Below are 15,701 nucleotides of genomic sequence, written 5' to 3'. Positions count from 1 at the left end.
ATGCACGCTGGCGCCCATCCGGGGTGCATCCAACCGGCGCTGCTGTGCGTAGAGGGAAGGACTCCTCTTCACTCAACGGCTGCCCCCGCCGATGTACCGTCCTCCCGCCAGCCCCTCTCTTTCCTTTGACACCGCGCGGATCGTGTCCAGTTCACAGCAGCCCAGCAACGAGCCGACGAACTGGAACGGCGAGATGGACGGCGTCGCCCGGCTGCGCGACCGTGACTGCTTCATGCGCATCTACGACCATTTCATGCCGCGCCTGTGCATCTACCTGCGCGGCCTTGGCGCACCTGCGGCGGTGGCCGAAGAACTGGCCCAGGAGTGCCTGCTGCGCCTGTGGCTGCGCGCGGCCGAATTCGATCCTGCGCAGGGCGCGCTGAGCACTTGGCTGTATCGCATCGGCCGCAACCTGCACATCGACCGGGTGCGCCGTGAGCGCAGCTGGATGCAGGTGCAGGAAGCGGTTGAGGACGCTGCTGCCGGTGACATCAGCGAGCGCAGCAGCGCCGAGCAGTTTGCCGACCATGCCCGCCTGCGCCAACGCATCAACGAGCTGCCGGCCACGCAGGCGCGCCTGGTACGGATGTCCTACTTCGAGGCCAAGAGCCACAGCGAGATCGCGCAGGCGCTGGGCATGCCGCTGGGCACGGTCAAATCGCACCTGCGACGAGCGTTCCTGCAGTTGCAGTCGAAGGTCGGGGGTGCACCATGAATCCGCACCACCATCTGCATGAGTCGACGCTGATGAGCTACGCCGCCGGCGCCCTGCCGACGCCCCTGAGCATCGTCGCCGGCACCCATCTTGAACAGTGCCCGCACTGCCGCCAGCGCCTGCGCGAAGCCGAGGCCATCGGCGCCGCACTGCTGGAGCAGACCCAGCCGTCGGCGGCTGAGGCGCGGCGAGCGGGGCTGCGCGAGGCAATGCTTGCGCAGCTCGTTGAGGACCACGCCGGCATCGTGCCGAGCCCGCTGCGGTCGATGCCGCCGGAACGGCCCGAGGCCGACCCGGACCATCTGCCGAGGTCACTGCATCCTTACTTTGGTGATTCGCTGGGTCGGCTGCACTGGCGCTGGATGGCCCCTGGCGTGCATTGCATCCGCGCCGAGCAGATGCCATCGCTGATCATGCTGAAGATCGCGCCGGGCAAATGCCTGCCGATGCACAGCCATGGCCGCAGCGAACTGACCCAGATCCTGCGAGGCTCCTACAATGATGCGCTTGGGCTGTTCGCGCCGGGCGATGTTGCAGACCTGGACGAGGATGTCGAGCACCAGCCGGTAACGGCGCCTGGCGTACCGTGCATCTGCGTGTCCGCGCTGGACGCGCCGCTGGTGTTCAGTGGTTGGCTGGCACGGAAGATCCAGCGCTTCGTGAAACTCTAGGCTTCTTCAAGGTCAACGCATGCACCAGACACGTCCGCTGCGGATTCTTCTGACCGGTGCGACCGGATTGGTCGGGCAGGGCGTTGCCCGTGCCTGCCTCGCTTCGCCACAGGTGGTGCGGACCGCGGCCCTGGTCCGCAGCCAAGCCGGGCTGGACGCGCGGATCGAGCAGATCGTGCTGGCGGATTTTCAGCAGGCCCGCAACGTGAGCCCGCAGTTGGCCGGATTCGATGCCTGTTTCTACTGCGCCGGCGCGCCGCCGGTCGGCACCGCCGAGGATGAGTATCGGAAGGTCACGCTCGATGCCACCCTGGCTGTCGCTGCGGCATGGGCCGAGGCGAATCCAGACGGCCGGTTCCTGTATGTCTCCGGTGCCCACGCCAATCCACACAGCCGGATCATGCCGCTGCGCATCAAGGGTGAGACCGAGGCCGCGCTGGCGCAGCTCGCTATGCGTGCCGTCATGCTGCGTCCTGCCGGGGTGCGCCCCGTGGAGGGAACCGGCACCCGCCATGCGGCGCTGAAGCCGCTGTACCGCTTCGGTGGTCCCGTCATGGCCGCCGCCGGTCGCATCATGCCTTCACTGGTGACCAGCAACGAGGCCATCGGCCGCGCGATGATCGTGCTGGCGACGATGCCTGACCCACCGCAGGTGCTGGAATGCGCGCAGATCAATCGGCTGGGTGCAGCGTCCGCAGATTGAACAGCGTGGTGCACATCTGCTGCACATCGAGGCAACTACAGTCGAGGTTCCTTATTCTGTGATGCATCGACGTGAACCTGCAGCCATCGTCCTCTCCGCTTCGCCCGGCGCTCCCCGCACCTGACAACGGTCGTTTTGACCTGCTGAATGTCGATGCACTTCAGGATCCCGGCAGTGGCCGCATCGTCCATCTCTATTCTCTGGTGGCGCGCTGCCTGTCCTGCGAGCTGGTGTTCAAGGCGCAGGAAGGCGATGGGCTTGTGAGCACCTCTGCCGCACGGGTGCTGCGCTGCCCGACCGGCTGCGGTGAGCAGGCCTTCAGGGGCAGCGCGCTGCGTCAGTGGCGGCAGGCGCCACACGCTCTGTAAGCCGTGTCCGGCTAGAGCACAGTCGAGTTGGCCTGCCACACCGCGTAGTTGAGCGCGCTGGCGAAGGCCACCCATGCCAGGTAAGGCAGCAGCAGCCACGCCGCTGCCGGGCGCACGCGATGGAAGGCGACCACCGTGGCCACGATCAGCACCAGCAACAGCAGAATGTCAGCAAACGCCAGCGCCCCCTGTTTCCAGCCGAAGAACAGCCAGCTCCACAGCACATTGAGCGCCAACTGCAGCAGGTAGAGCACCAGCGCAGTCTTGGCCACACGCCATCCGCTCTGGCGCCAGACCAGCCACGCGGCCAATGCCATCAGCGCGTATAGCACCGTCCACACCGGGCCAAACACGCTGGCAGGCGGTGCCCATGCAGGCAAGGTGAGGCCTGCGTAGAAGTCGGCTGCCGAGATCGAGGCGCGGGCGCCCAGCGCAGCGGCGAGGAAAGTGATGAAGAACCAGCCGATAAGGCCAACTGCCTGCCTGCGGACATTCATGGTGTATCTCCTTCAGCACTGCCACCGGTTGTGACAGCGCGTTGTACGCAGATGCGTCTTGACTGGATGCAGGCGCCCGTTCAGTCGGCCGTGCCACCGGCGCTGGACTGCGCAGGGGCTGGCAACAACGCAGGCCGACCCTCGAACCACTCGCGCGCGCCGGCCAGATGCCATTGCCGGCGCTGGCCATCCAGCTCGATGCCGGCGCCCAGCAGGCCCCAGCGCAGGTAGAGGTCGCCACGCTTGCGCTGGTCCAGCAGATCCAGCCGCGCACGCAGCGAAAGACGCTCGTTTTCCGCTTGCAGCCCATCCAGCACCAGATGCCCGGCCCGCCAGCGCAGTCGGGTGTGCGCATCCACCTGGCCGGAATCGAGCAGGGACAATGCCCAGCGCGGATAATCGCTGCGCTCTGCAAACAGCGCCAGTAGTGGTCCGGCGTCGCGCATGGCGAGGTCCGCACGTGCGTCCACTTGGAACGGTGACTGCGCATCGATGTCGCCGCGGGCGATGGTGACCCGGCCCCACCACGGTTGTGGTCGCTGCTGGTCACCCACCTGCACATTGCGCAGCTCGATCACACTTCCGCCCAGATCGAACCGGCGCTGGCTGAAGTCGCCGCGCCGCAGCCTGCCATCCACGCGCGCATCGCCCTGCAGGTCGAGCCCGGCCACCTGAAGGCGTGCGCGTTGACTGCGCAGGCGGACACTGCCGTTGCCGACCCGGCCCTGGGTATCAAGCTGAGCATCGCCGCTCACCTGGCCGGCGCCTCCCAGCAGCCGCACTTGGCCGCTGCCCAGGTAGCGGTTGTAGGCGGTGAGGTCTGGAATGGTCGCGTCATCGAAGCGCAGCTGCGCACGCACACCCTTGCGCAGCTCGCGCAGGCGGCCGTCACCGGTCAGTGTCAGCGCCAGGTCGCGCCCATCGAACAGCGTGGCACCTTTGGCGTTGCCCGCACGGGCATTGAACGTGGGAAGCTTCACTGCCAGCACGGCGCGAGTCGGCGTGCCGGCCTGCAGTTGCCCATGCGCGCTGGCCGTTCCCTGCATGTGCACGCCGGCGACCTCGGCCACCGCCCGCGCCGCGGGAATATCGACTCTGCTGCCGGCGGCCAGCTCGCCGTTCTGCAGGCGCAGGTCCGCGCGCAGCACGCCGCCGCCCTGCAGCTGGAACCAGGGCTTCTGCACGAACAGTGCGGGAATCCAGTTGAGCGAGGTGAAGGTCCATTCGCCCTTGACCGTGCCGGAGGTGCGCCCCAGCACCTCGCTGGGATCGTCAAATGGAAGGTGTCGCCCGGCAATGATCAGATCCGCGTCCAGTGCAGCACCGGTGCCATCGCGCTGCGGCAATCGCGCCTGCAGACGGATATCGCGAGCGGCATCCAGCTGTATCGCCAGCGTTCCACGGTCCGGTGCGCCGGCCCCTACCTGCAACGGAACCCGCCAGACGGCATGGCTGCCCGGCTGCAGGGCGCCCTGGTCAAGGGTAAGCGAGGCCTGCAGCTGCCCCGGTACGGCGGCGCTGGCAACGGCGGGTCGTTGCGTGTCCGTATCCAGGCGCAACCCCTGGCTGCGCGCCTGTACCTCCAGCACTGCGTGCAGCAGGCCCAGCTTTTCCAGGCCCGGCGCTTGGTCACGGTAGTGCCGTGGATAGGAGAACTGCGACTTCAACTGCATGTCGCCGAGCAGCTGGGTGCCATCAATGCTCACATCGGCATCCGCGAAAGCCACCTCCGAGTCCAGCAGCTCCGATGGCCCGCCGCGCAGCTGCTTGACGAAGCCGACCGTACCGCTGCCTTCGCCGACGATCAACAATTTGCCGGCGCGGAAGCTGCGGATGCTGTCGCTGTGAATGGCATCGAATCGCAACGTCCAGCCGCGATCGCCGCGCGGAGGTGAGGGGATCGCCTCATCCACCCGCGCGATCTCGGCGGCTACGCCGGTCGCGTGCAGCGAGGGCACGCGCACCTCGCGCTGGAACAGTGGCAACAGCGCCAGACGCGCACTGGCCCGGTCTGCGCGCAGCACATACACCGTGTGATTGACGTGGCCGCGCATCTGCACGTTCCAGGCGATCACATGGCCCGGCAGCAGCGTGATCGCGGGCCCGGTGGTCATCACGAACTTGTGCGGCTTGCGATTGGTGACCTGATCGAACAGCGGCGTGTTGAGAAAGACATTGCCCGCGAGCAGGTACAGCAGATACAGGCCCAGCAGATAAGGCAGGAGCTTGCGGGCAGGGTGGAGCCATCGCTGCGGGCGGGCGAGGGAGCGGGGCATGGACCCTCGGCAGGGAATGGGATGGCCATCACCATTGTGGATGGTGCTGCGGCGTGATGTGAACGTGCTGCGCACGCTGCGCCCTATAATCAGCGCGTGTCTGTTCAAGGAGGTCACGGCATGAATGCCCAGACCAGCAAGGAAGGCGCAACCCCGGATGCGCCGCGCGATGCCGCCACGGCGTCGTTCGATCCGACCTATACCTCGGCCAACAGCGAGGTCCGGGCTGCTGCCGGCGGATACTCGGTCACGTTGAACGAAGGCGACGGCGCCTTGAAAGTGGGCGCCGAGCAGAAGCGCGCAGCGTCCGGTCTTGCATCGCAGTTCCAGGGCACGTCGCTGAACATGGCCGGCAGCCCGACACCCGATGGCGGCAGGGATTACCTGCTCACGATGGAGTCGGTGGTCGGTGCAAGCGTGAAGGGCGCCGGCTTCCAGGACACCAGCAGCACGGGCGTACGCGGGCGCTACAGGGTCAGCCTGCCCAGCGACGCCGTGGACCTCGATCCCACCCGCATCAATCCGTTTGATCCGCAGACCCTTCCCAAGGGGGGCAGCGTCACCCTGGATGGCCAGCAGTTCACCGGCACCGCACTGGAAGGTAGTTTCCGCAACATCGCCATGCAGAGCCAGACAACCGAGGCCAGCGGTGCCAGTTACCGCGTGGATCGCCTGGATGATGGCCGCGTGCGCGTCACCACCGGGCCGAATGAAGCGGTCGAAGCCTTCAACGGTATGGGATTCAATGCAGGCAGGTTCAGCGCGATTGCCGGCCGCCAGGACGCGCTCGGTCATTCGGCCGTCCGCACTGCGACCTTCGACATCGATCAACCCGAAGGTCGCCAGGCCTATGAACAGTTCATCGACAACGGCACGCTGAACAGCCAGACCCCGGGCGTGCAGGATCTGGCCACGGTCGAGCGGCTGGGCATGAGTTCGCAGGCGCGGCTGAAGGTCGGCTACGGCGACACGTTTGGCGTCGACCTGGCCGGTGCACGCAACAGCGGCGATGTGGTGCAGGTCAGTCGCGAAGATGGCAGCCGCACCGAGCTGCGCAGCGTGCAGTACAACGGCAACCTGCCGGCAACCCGGGTCAGCGCTTACGGCGCCGACGGACAGGAAGACATGGCGCAGCGCCGCTACGAATTCACCTTCGACCTGCGCGGGCATGCCCAGGGCGAACAGATTGCCGGGATGGTCAACGCGGCGTTGTCCGGCGACCCCACCGGCAATCGCGGGCCGATGAAGGCCGGCGAGCTGAACACGCTGAGCTTCAGCGAGGCCCAGATGCGCACGCTGATGGAGCGCACCCAGTCGATGGTCAAGCACAACCCGATGCTGGGGCCATCGTGGCAGGTGCTTGCAGAGGACGGCAGCGGCAAGCCGCAGCAGGATGTGGATGCTTTTGCCCTGGGGCTGGCGCGCAACCAGGGGCAATCCACCTACGGCATGGCCGAGCGCATGTTCCACATTGCCGCGGCCGGCGGCAAGGATCTGCAGAAGATCGACGCGGCGGTGCAGGGCGAGCACCTGCAGTCACCGGCGCCACCGACACCCCTGCTGCCGCGGCAGGATCCACGGCACACCGCCAGCCCGGACCATGGCCTGTGGTTGCAGAGCCAAGGGGCGGTGAGCAGCCTCGACCAGGCGATGGGGCGACAGCCGGATGAAATGAGCGAACGCCTTGGCATGGCACTGCTGGTAGCGGCCAAGGACAAGGGCATGCAGCGGATTGACCAGGCCGTGCTCAGTGACGACGGCAGGTATGCATTCGCGGTGCAGGGCCAGCCGCACGCTGCGGATCGACAGATCGCCCGCACCGAGACCGCGCAGGCGGTGGCGACGCCAGTCAGCGAGCACGTGCGGGAGCTGCAGCAGGGCGCAGCGCTGGCGGCAAGCTCAGAGCAGGTGAGCCAGCAGCAGGAGCGGGAGCAGACGTCCCAGGAACACGCTGCACGGGCCATGGCGCGTTGAGTCGGGCGCGCCAGCCCAACGGCTGGCGCAGCGGGTCAGGCACTCCAAAGCGCCCGGGCCTCATCGGCAAGCAGCGTAGGCTGTTCCTCCGGCCAGAACAGGCGTCCGCCATCCACCCAGCGGATGCCGCGTGACGCCGGCAGGGTCTGGTGCAGCCACTCGGCCCAGCGTCCCGGAAACAGCGTATCGGCCGTTCCCCACACCATTCGCGTGGGGATCATGCTTCGCTTCAGTGCAGCCTCGATGGCCAGCAGCGGATTCGGTTCAAAGGCTGCCAGATGGCGATTCAGCTGCTGCTGGCGCAGGGGCGATGACACCAGTGGCCGGAAGCTGTATTCGATGGCCTCATCGCTGAAATGTGCCGGATCGACATAGGCAGAGCCACCGATGCCTGCCGCTGACCGCGCATATTGACGATCCTGCAGATGCCGCGCGATCTTCAGGTGATAGGTGCCTGCACGTGCGGCGGCCAGTGAGTTCTTCATCTGCGGGGGTGGGCTGTTCTCGTGCACGTCGCAGTTGCTCAGCAGCATCGTGCGAACGCGCTGCGGGTGCTGCACGGCGAACAGCTGGGCCACGGTGCCGCCGCTGTCATTGGCGACCAGATCGACCACAGCAACTGACAGCGCATCAAGCAAAGCAGCGAGCATGTCGCTCTGCGCCTGCGGGGACAGGTCCTGTGTCGCGGCTACCTGGCTGTGGCCCAGTCCCATGAAATCCGGTGCAATGCAGCGGCGAGACGGGGATAGCTGCGCGATTGCATGCCGCCACTGGAAGCCACTCAACGGGAAGCCGTGCAGGAACAGTACGACGGGACCTTTCCCTTGTTGCACGCAGGCGATACGTCCGAACGGTGTGCGGATCCAACGCCGGCGGGCGGCGAACGCTGCGGCATCCATGGGGTCGGGCGAGTCTGCGTTGGCGCCCCGCGCGGTTGGCAGCCAGGCCGTGGCCAGCAACAGCCCAGCACCGATCAGCAGTGACCTGCGCGAAGGCGAAGGCGCAGCGTTTGGGGGACTTGTCATGGCGTCTCCGCGGTTCGACCAACGGCCACGTGCTTGAACAACCGCACGGGCTTGCCAGCGGCGCGTTCGATCACGCCCTTGGCTTCCAGATCCAGCTGCACCGCCTTCAGCCACCAGCCTGCCGTCGCACCACCGGGGAACAGGTCTGCAGGCAGCGCTGGCAGCAGTGACTGCTTGGCATCGGCAACAGAAACCCCGGGTGGCGTTCGCGGCAGTACGCCGAGCAGGGCCGTGCGCATGGCCCTGTACTTGGCCCGATCGACACGCTGGGTCTTGCCCGGCGAGGTGATGCTCTCGATCTCGATCTTGTCTGGCTCAGGCATGGATCTCTCCTTCGATGCGGATATCCGGGCTGCGCAGGCCCATCGCAATCCAGGCCTTCATCAACCGGGCGTGGAAGCGCAGCGAGTGTTGCTTGAGGTTGGGTACATCGGCGGGCAGCACGGAGGGATCGGGCAGATCGCCCACCATGGTGCGCATCTGCAGTGGCGGCCGCGCATCCTCCGGCCACAGCGCGCCATACAGGCTCAGCCAGTGGCCGCCCTTCAGTTCCAGAAACAGCGGCGTGTTGCAGCAGGTAGCCAGCACACGGCGGCTGCCTGCATCGGCGCAAAGGCGGAACGAGGCCAGACGCTCGAATCCCACCGGGAACTCGACACGGTCCTTGCGATACATGACGAACCGGGTGGTTGCATGCGGCCCAAGCAGCCGCTGCGCACCGGGCAGGCGCTGCAGGCGCAGGCCCGCAGCACGGCAGCTGTTGCAGCAGCAGTCGACGCAGGCGATGGGCGCGCCGGCCACGTTCAATCCCACTTCGCCACAGCGGCAGGCAATCTGTTGTGCGGAAGGCATGTGTAGGTTCTCTTCGGCGGCTTTTCCTATCGACGAACCGGGGGTCCGGGAATCGACAGGGCCGGCATTAATTGATAACGCACCCGGTACACGTCCAGCCCAGCCCCTTCCACGCGTCGCCCCGAGTAGGTCAGCGTGGCCGGGCGGGACCAGTCGAGCATCGCCCCGTAGCTGTCTCCCGAGGCATCGTTGAAGGGGGGTGGCAAGCGCGTACCGGCCTCGTAGCGGCCGCCGAAGGCGCGGGCTGCGAACTGCTCGACCCTGGCACTGCCGAAATCCTCCGCGCGCGCAAAGACGATCGTCCTGCCATCGGCCAGAAACGTGGCGTCGAACTCCTGCGCGCCCGTGTTGACCTCACCCGTCAGGGCGCGCGCAGGATGCAGTCCCTCATCGCCCATCGAGGCCGCATACAGATCGTGGCCGCCAGCCCCGCCTGCGCGGTCGCTGGAAAACAGCAGTCTGGTGCCATCCGCTGCGAGCATCGGCGCGAACTCATTGGCGGAACTGTTGACGGCGGACCCGAGATTCTCGGCGCCCCCGAACTGCAGACCCTGCACCGGCGCCCTGTACAGGTCATCGCCGCCCAACCCGCCCGGGCGATCAGAGCAGAACAGCACGAAGCGACCATCCGCAGTGAACGCCGGATCGAAGTCGCGACCGGGCGTATTGAAGGGCGCCGGCTGCGCCGCGCTCCAGCGCCCATGCTGCAGTCTCGAGATCCAGATGTCATATCCCCCAGCGCCACCTGGCCGGTCACGGCTGAACCACAGTGCGGTGCGCCCGTCCGGGCTCAGCGTCAGGCGAATTTCGCTGTATCGGGTGGATGCAATGCCGGGTGCGAAACGCTCGGCGCGGCCCTCGGCCGAAATCAGGGGGTGACCACCGTCGCCGGCCAGAAGGGCCGCCATCGCAAGTGATACCCGGATGAGGAATGGGTTCATGCCTGTCGCTCGAAATCGCTGATCCAGTTGGTCTCCCAGGTCGCTCCTCCATCTGCGGATGCCGCCTGTTCCCAGCGTGCGGAACGCGAGGTGATCCGCGACCAGATCACCCGCGTTCTGATCGGTTGTCCTCGCAGCTGGTCGTCGCCCATGAACGTGCCGATGCCATCGACAAAACCGCCGCAGACCGGCGCGCCGATCCGCGTGGGATCGCGGCCATCCAACCACCAGCTCGACCACTGGCCACTGCTGGCATCCCACGCGCGGATGCCCATGCCGCGTACGGTCGCAGCGGGGAAGTTCATGACGTTGTCGCCAACATTGCCGAAGCCGCCCAGCACCGGCCAATTGTGCAACGTGCCATCGAAGTGGTCCCAGCTGTTGCTGCCAGACAGGCGTTCGCGCAGTCGCCGGTGCTGCACGGTCCAACGGCCGACAAGAAAGTCGAAGTCGCGAGGCGCATCCGCCTGCAGTGGCAACGGCGAGGGTATCGCTGCCGTGCGGGTGAACCAGTTGCGCCAGTTCACCTCCCAATGCACGCCATCAGCGGAGAAGGCTTGTTCCCACCACGGCTGCGCAGCGTGGATGTCGTGCCAGCGGAACCGGACCTGGATGTGCTGGCCCTTGAAGGTATCCGTGCCGCGGAAGCTGCCGCCGGTGCCGGTGAAGCCGCCGCGCACCGGTGCTTCGAATCGGTTGGGAGCGCGGCCATCCAGCCACCAGATTGCCCAGGTACCGGAAGTCGGATCGAAGGCACGAACACCCAGGCCACGGTAGGGGCCGCCGGGCAGTTGCATCAGGTTGTCATCGATGGTGCCCAGCCCGCCCAGGGTCAGCCAGACCGCGCTGGTGCCGGCGAAGTCCTCCCAGCGCGTGTCGGCGGCCAACCGCTCCTTCAAGCGGCGATGACGCACGTCCCAGTTGCCCTCAAGCCAGCGCCAGTCGTCCGCGTGGCGCATGGAAGGGTGGGGCGGGGCGGCGCGCAACGGCAGCCCCAGGCCGAGGGCGCCGGCACCGTACACAGCGGCAAGCCCGCCCAGAAATCCACGTCGCTGCATGTCTGATCCCCCTGTCCGAGGTCCCCATCCTCCCTGCCGCGCGGGGGATTGACCACGCGGATATCCAGGCTCAGGCTAAGCCACACTTATGGTCGCCCACCGTCACCTGCCGTCGCTCGTTGCCATCCGTGCCTTCGAGGCCGCGGCGCGGCTGGGCAGCTTTGCGCGTGCAGCGGAAGAACTGGACACCACGGCGGCATCGGTCAGTTATCACGTCCGGCGCCTGGAGGAGCAGACCGGTGCACGGCTGTTCCTGCGCCACGCCCAGCACGTCGAACTGACCGAGGCCGGTGCCAGCGTCGCAAAGGAGGCTACCCGCGCCTTCGATGCCCTGCGTGCCAGCTTCATGCGTGCCGCCGACATGGATGCCACCCGCCTGCGCCTGACCGCGCTGCCCACGCTGGGCACCAGTTGGCTCACGCCGCGGCTGGGTGGCTTCCGGGCCCGCCATCCGCAGCAGGTGCTGGAGCTGGACCTTTCCGCAGAGCCGCAGGACCTGGCAGGCGGGCGCTTCGATGCGGCCATCCGCAACGGTCACGGCGACTGGCCGGGGCTGCACGCAGTGGAGCTGTTCCCCAGCGTGTTCACTCCGCTGTGCTCGCCCGCGTTGAGTGAGGCCGTCACCGGCCTGGGCGGTGCCCGGCTGCCGGACGTGCCATTGCTGGGTCGTCCGGACTGGTGGGCGCTATGGTTCCAGGCATTCGGGCAGATGCCGGCACCCGGCGCGGAGAGCTTCGCCACCAACTTCGCCGCCGAGCATCTGGACGTGGCCGCGGCGATCGCCGGCCAAGGCATCGCCATCGGCTCGCCGATCCTGTTCCAGGCCGAACTGGATGCGGGGCGTCTGGTGCAGGCCCATGAAGGCGTGGCCAGTGACGGTCGCAGCTTCTGGTTTGCCAGCCCGGCGGCACGCAGCAATGCCCCGAAAGTCGCGCACTTCCGTGAGTGGCTGTGCACCGAGGCGGACGCGGCCAGGCATGCTGCACGATCCTTGCTGCGCAGGGTGGCCACGCCATGACCCAGAGCCCGGAACTGCTGCGCCGCCTGCTGCGTGCAAAAGACCACATGGACCGGGCCAGCCATGAAGACTGGCCGGTGGCGCGGCTGGCCGGAATCTGTGCGGTTTCCGCGGCCCATTTCGCGCGCTCCTTCAAGGACGCCTTCGGGGTGCCGCCGCACCGCTATCTGCTCAGTCGCCGCATCGAGCGCGCTGTCGCTCTGCTGCGCGATACCGACCTGCCGATCACCGAGATCGCACTGCAGACTGGCTGGACCAGCCTGGGCACCTTCGGCCGCATCTTTCGTGACATCACCGGCGACAGCCCCGGCGTCCTCCGCGACCGCGAGCGGGCCGATGCCCCGGCGCAGGGCCCGGTGCCGGAGTGCCATGCGCGTGCCGCGCGGCGCCCGGACCTGAAGATCGCAGTTTTGGAGAAGCGCCGCCGCACCGGCCTTGATAGCGTAGATCCCAGCTAAGGGAGGATCCTATGACTGGCATGGTGAATGTGGTCGGCCTGTATGTGCACGACCAGGATGCGGCACTCGATTTCTACGTCAACACGCTCGGCTTCCAGGTGCACACCGATGTCGGCAACGGCGACTATCGCTGGCTCACGGTGCATTCGGGCGACGACGATGGCTTCCAGTTGGGGTTGTTCAAGCCGGGGCCGCCCGTGCATGACGCAGCCACCGCGCTGACCCTGCAGCAGATGGTGGCCAAGGGTGCGATGCCGCCGCTGGTGCTGGCGGTGGAAGATTGCCGTGCCAGCTACAGACAACTGCTGGCCCGTGGCGTGGAATTCACCCAGGAGCCAGTGGAGCGCTTCGGTGCGGTGGATGCCGGATTCCGTGATCCGTCCGGCAATGGCTGGAAGATGATCGAGCGCCGCGCGAGGAACGCATCGAGCAAGCCGCAATGAGCACCGGTGGCTGGGCACGTCCGGTACACCGCTGGACCTCGATCGTCTTCACGCTGACAGTGATCGCCAACTTCATGGCGCGCTGGCTGGGGCAGGGCGAGCCGCCGCTCTGGCTCACGTACTCGCCGCTGCCGCCGTTGTTCCTGCAGTTGTTCACCGGGCTGTATCTGTTTGCGTTGCATTACCGCCGCAGGCCTGGTGGCGCGCACGCCAGCGCTGCACCCTGATGCGGGCCGCCAGCGGCCAACCGGGCTGCGTTCCCAAGCAGTGCAGGCCCGGCGGAAAAACTCTGCCGGGCCATCCCGGGCGCTCAGCTCAGGTCGCAACCGCTGGGCAACGGCCAACTGGCGCTGGGCAGCATGTTCTTCAGCGACGCCGGCGCGTTGATCGCCACGTAGCTGGCACCCAGCAACTCTTCCAGATCCGCGATGGTGACCAGATAACTGTCCAGGCTGTCCAGGCCCGTTTCATTGGGAATGATCCAGCTGATGGCCTTGGCGGTGCCGGTGTTCGGATCCTTTGTGATGATCGTCTTCCAGAAGAATTCCGGGGTCGGAATGCCATGGCTGGCCAGGAAATGGTCATTGGACGCATCGCCATAGACGACGCCGCCATAGACATCCACCGGGGCGATGTCCCGATAGCATTCGGCCACGTTCTCGGCCTTGACCCAGATGCCCTGGTTGAAGCTGGAAACCTGCGGCACGATGTTGGTCATGTAGTTGGCGCGACGGATGTAAGTGGCGTCGTAGTCCATGTGATTGGACGTCACCAGATGGCCGCGGTCATAGCCGGACTGCACGCTGGCATAGGACGTCGTGCTGGTCTGGCCGAGGCAGCCTGCCGGCAGGTCCGGATCCCTGTAGAAGCTGGACGGGCGGGCGACTGAGCCGGTGTCCGCCACCAGCGTGTATTCGTATCGGGTCGCGCTGTGGATGCTGCAGTCATAGGTCAATACGAACCCGCTCTTGTTGAGGGTCACGACCTGGGCATGTGCGGCCGCGGCAAAGGTGCTCAATACAAGGGCAAGGAAGAACGTGGCAAGGCGCATTGCGGATCTCCATGGGTATGGGCAGGGCGCAGTCGTCCACCACGGCAGGCCAAGCCTTTCCGTGTGAAGGACGATGCGGTGACAGGTACTGGGGACGCGACCCGGCCATGGCCGGCATCGCACGGGATCTCGACCGCGCGCAGGCATTACGAAAGTAGTCGCGGTGTCGTTAGCGTCATTTTTTGTCGTCAACAGGTCAACGACCAAAGTGCCAAGGTGTGACTGCGCGCAAGCACTGGGCCTCTGTCAGATCAGGACAGCCCTGCATGAAAGGAAGAACTGCTAGTGGCGTGACCGCCGCTTGCACGTCGCCAAGCCAGGCGAGACCTGCACACAACGCCCATGGATTCTTGACGGCGCCTTGGCATCGGGCGTGGATACTTCCGCCGTCGTTTGCCAAGGAGGATTGACAATGGGTAACGCTGTGACCGTCAAGACGCCACGCATCCTGCGCGTGGAAGTGTTGCCGCTGGACTGTGGGGAAACCGCGGTGGTGATGGAGCTGGCATCGGCTCCGGCCAGGGCATGGGTGAAGGCACTGAAACGCGTGCTTTCCGAAACGGAGGGGCTCGAATCGGCGCAGTCACGCTGTGACGGCCGCTTTGTCTACATCATCGGCATCGAACCCGGTGGCCGTGGCATGATTCATCGGGTGAACCAGGTCCTGGCCGCCACCCACGATCGGGTTGCACCGCGCAACGGCCAACCGGTGCCGATGAGACAGCCGGCGGCAGGCGCCATGGTCACAGCCAGCCTCTGAGTGACCTGTGGGATCCCAGGCTCGCACGCCGTCGTCTGAAGTCGATGCCCGATGTCCTGCTCTGTGACGCTCTGCTGGATCAGAGGCTGTTCTCCGGCGTGGGCAACATCATCAAGAACGAGGTGCTGTTTCGCATCCGTGCCCATCCGGCCAACCACATTTGCGACCTTCCGCCGCGCAAGCTTACCGAACTGATCAAGCAGGCCCGTGAGTACAGTTTCGACTTCCTGCGCTGGAAGCGCGAGTCTGAACTGAAGAAACACTGGCTGGTACACACCCGGCGGACATGCCCCAGCTGTGGTGGTCCGGTCAGCAAGGTCTACATGGGCACCACGCATCGACGGACCTTCTTCTGCCCGGAGTGCCAGGTCGACTATCGGGTTGCGTCGGGGGCGCCGGGAACGAAGAAGCGCAACCGTCGCTGACGGGAGTGACCGGGGCATCCGGGGCGGGGCAGTTCTTCATGGTCGTGCTGCATGTACACCTCCATCTCGTGGCCCGCGTTGCGAAGGGCAGGCAACGGCAGGTACAACCGTGTGAGCAGCCCCATCCAGCCCGCGTTGACACGATGTCCATTCCTCACCCAGGTGGCGGCAAAGTCGCTGTGCGCTTGCGGCGCCATGCCAACAGCTGCCCGATCAGCGCTGTCACCAGCAACAGGAGGTTGGTAACCACGAACACCGTGGCACCCAGCAGTGCGCTGTAGATCGTAAACAGTGTCGAGGCCGTCATCTGCCCGATGAAGAGCCACCTGGAGACGGTTTCCGGGTGAGGCGACTGCCACTGCTTGATCATCTGCCGGACCAGGGTGGCCATCAGCACGGTGGTGGCGGCCCATCCGAGAGCATCAGGATGCACGGCTCACCCCTTCGAAGAAGCGCGCCGCCCCTG

19 protein-coding genes and 1 pseudogene are annotated in these 15,701 nt (G+C 66.4%); 11 read left to right on the top strand and 9 right to left on the bottom strand.

Going from position 1 to position 15,701, the window contains the following annotated elements:
- The first annotated feature begins 91 nt into the window (after positions 1–91).
- The 4 genes from ACEF39_RS10840 to ACEF39_RS10825 all read left to right on the top strand — a co-directional run bounded on the left by ACEF39_RS10840 (position 92) and on the right by ACEF39_RS10825 (position 2,457).
- Complete coding sequence (locus ACEF39_RS10840) at positions 92–715, top strand: sigma-70 family RNA polymerase sigma factor (RefSeq protein ID WP_500285012.1); 624 nt, start codon at positions 92–94, stop codon at positions 713–715.
- A complete protein-coding gene (locus ACEF39_RS10835) occupies positions 712–1,386 on the top strand; it encodes a ChrR family anti-sigma-E factor (protein WP_500285011.1) in 675 nt (224 codons plus the stop codon). The genes ACEF39_RS10840 and ACEF39_RS10835 overlap by 4 nt, the downstream gene beginning before the upstream one ends.
- Before the next feature lie 19 nt (positions 1,387–1,405).
- Positions 1,406–2,089: an NAD(P)H-binding protein gene (locus ACEF39_RS10830; RefSeq protein WP_500285010.1), complete on the top strand. Its 684-nt coding sequence runs from the start codon at positions 1,406–1,408 to the stop codon at positions 2,087–2,089.
- Between the two features lie 71 nt (positions 2,090–2,160).
- The gene (locus ACEF39_RS10825) at positions 2,161–2,457 is read left to right on the top strand and encodes a hypothetical protein (RefSeq protein WP_500285009.1); all 297 of its coding nucleotides are present in this window, start codon (positions 2,161–2,163) and stop codon (positions 2,455–2,457) included.
- Between the two features lie 11 nt (positions 2,458–2,468).
- On the opposite strand, the gene ACEF39_RS10820 is transcribed toward ACEF39_RS10825, so the two are convergent.
- On the bottom strand, positions 2,469–2,954 hold the full coding sequence (locus ACEF39_RS10820; RefSeq protein ID WP_500285008.1) for a TspO/MBR family protein: 486 nt from the start codon (positions 2,952–2,954) through the stop codon (positions 2,469–2,471).
- A gap of 80 nt (positions 2,955–3,034) precedes the next feature.
- Positions 3,035–5,230 (bottom strand): AsmA family protein, encoded by a 2,196-nt coding sequence (locus tag ACEF39_RS10815; protein ID WP_500285007.1) that lies wholly within the window; start codon positions 5,228–5,230, stop codon positions 3,035–3,037.
- Positions 5,231–5,350: 120 nt separating this feature from the next.
- Between ACEF39_RS10815 and ACEF39_RS10810 the strand changes: the two genes are divergently transcribed.
- The gene (locus ACEF39_RS10810; RefSeq protein ID WP_500285006.1) at positions 5,351–7,204 is read left to right on the top strand and encodes an XVIPCD domain-containing protein; all 1,854 of its coding nucleotides are present in this window, start codon (positions 5,351–5,353) and stop codon (positions 7,202–7,204) included.
- Positions 7,205–7,239: 35 nt separating this feature from the next.
- On the opposite strand, the gene ACEF39_RS10805 is transcribed toward ACEF39_RS10810, so the two are convergent.
- The 5 genes from ACEF39_RS10805 to ACEF39_RS10785 are packed head-to-tail and all read right to left on the bottom strand — an operon-like array spanning position 7,240 to position 11,080.
- A complete protein-coding gene (locus ACEF39_RS10805) occupies positions 7,240–8,229 on the bottom strand; it encodes an alpha/beta fold hydrolase (RefSeq protein ID WP_500285005.1) in 990 nt (329 codons plus the stop codon).
- Positions 8,226–8,552, bottom strand: coding sequence for a DUF6958 family protein (locus ACEF39_RS10800; protein ID WP_500285004.1), 327 nt, complete (start codon positions 8,550–8,552; stop codon positions 8,226–8,228). The genes ACEF39_RS10805 and ACEF39_RS10800 overlap by 4 nt, the downstream gene beginning before the upstream one ends.
- Positions 8,545–9,081, bottom strand: a complete 537-nt coding sequence (locus ACEF39_RS10795) for a GFA family protein (RefSeq protein WP_500285003.1) — start codon at positions 9,079–9,081, stop codon at positions 8,545–8,547. Before ACEF39_RS10795 ends, ACEF39_RS10800 begins: the two co-directional genes overlap by 8 nt.
- Positions 9,082–9,107: 26 nt before the next feature.
- Entirely contained in the window at positions 9,108–9,989 is an 882-nt protein-coding gene (locus ACEF39_RS10790; RefSeq protein WP_500288008.1) for a TolB family protein, read from the bottom strand.
- A gap of 29 nt (positions 9,990–10,018) precedes the next feature.
- Positions 10,019–11,080, bottom strand: coding sequence for a hypothetical protein (locus ACEF39_RS10785; protein WP_500285002.1), 1,062 nt, complete (start codon positions 11,078–11,080; stop codon positions 10,019–10,021).
- A gap of 88 nt (positions 11,081–11,168) precedes the next feature.
- On the opposite strand from ACEF39_RS10785, the gene ACEF39_RS10780 reads away from it, so the two are divergent.
- Genes ACEF39_RS10780 through ACEF39_RS10765 form a run of 4 tightly spaced genes read left to right on the top strand, consistent with a single transcriptional unit; the run spans position 11,169 to position 13,226 of the window.
- Positions 11,169–12,098 (top strand): LysR substrate-binding domain-containing protein, encoded by a 930-nt coding sequence (locus ACEF39_RS10780; RefSeq protein WP_500285001.1) that lies wholly within the window; start codon positions 11,169–11,171, stop codon positions 12,096–12,098.
- Entirely contained in the window at positions 12,095–12,556 is a 462-nt protein-coding gene (locus ACEF39_RS10775; RefSeq protein WP_500285000.1) for a helix-turn-helix domain-containing protein, read from the top strand. Before ACEF39_RS10780 ends, ACEF39_RS10775 begins: the two co-directional genes overlap by 4 nt.
- Positions 12,557–12,567: 11 nt before the next feature.
- Positions 12,568–12,999: a VOC family protein gene (locus ACEF39_RS10770; RefSeq protein WP_500284999.1), complete on the top strand. Its 432-nt coding sequence runs from the start codon at positions 12,568–12,570 to the stop codon at positions 12,997–12,999.
- The gene (locus tag ACEF39_RS10765) at positions 12,996–13,226 is read left to right on the top strand and encodes a hypothetical protein (RefSeq protein ID WP_500284998.1); all 231 of its coding nucleotides are present in this window, start codon (positions 12,996–12,998) and stop codon (positions 13,224–13,226) included. The genes ACEF39_RS10770 and ACEF39_RS10765 overlap by 4 nt, the downstream gene beginning before the upstream one ends.
- A gap of 83 nt (positions 13,227–13,309) precedes the next feature.
- Here the strand turns inward: ACEF39_RS10765 and ACEF39_RS10760 are convergent, their stop codons facing one another.
- The gene (locus tag ACEF39_RS10760) at positions 13,310–14,050 is read right to left on the bottom strand and encodes a DNA/RNA non-specific endonuclease (protein ID WP_500284997.1); all 741 of its coding nucleotides are present in this window, start codon (positions 14,048–14,050) and stop codon (positions 13,310–13,312) included.
- 373 nt (positions 14,051–14,423) lie between these two features.
- Between ACEF39_RS10760 and ACEF39_RS10755 the strand changes: the two genes are divergently transcribed.
- Complete coding sequence (locus ACEF39_RS10755) at positions 14,424–14,810, top strand: hypothetical protein (protein ID WP_500284996.1); 387 nt, start codon at positions 14,424–14,426, stop codon at positions 14,808–14,810.
- Positions 14,807–15,235, top strand: a pseudogene (locus tag ACEF39_RS10750) (Fpg/Nei family DNA glycosylase); the annotation flags it as partial. The gene ACEF39_RS10755 and the pseudogene ACEF39_RS10750, both read left to right, overlap by 4 nt.
- A 154-nt stretch (positions 15,236–15,389) precedes the next feature.
- Here the strand turns inward: ACEF39_RS10750 and ACEF39_RS10745 are convergent.
- Positions 15,390–15,668, bottom strand: coding sequence for a hypothetical protein (locus tag ACEF39_RS10745; RefSeq protein ID WP_500284995.1), 279 nt, complete (start codon positions 15,666–15,668; stop codon positions 15,390–15,392).
- Positions 15,669–15,701 lie beyond the last annotated feature (33 nt).

Origin of the sequence: Stenotrophomonas indicatrix, assembly GCA_041545745.1 — a bacterium.
Lineage (GTDB): Bacteria > Pseudomonadota > Gammaproteobacteria > Xanthomonadales > Xanthomonadaceae > Stenotrophomonas > Stenotrophomonas indicatrix_A.
This window is presented reverse-complemented; position numbering and strand designations above follow the sequence as displayed.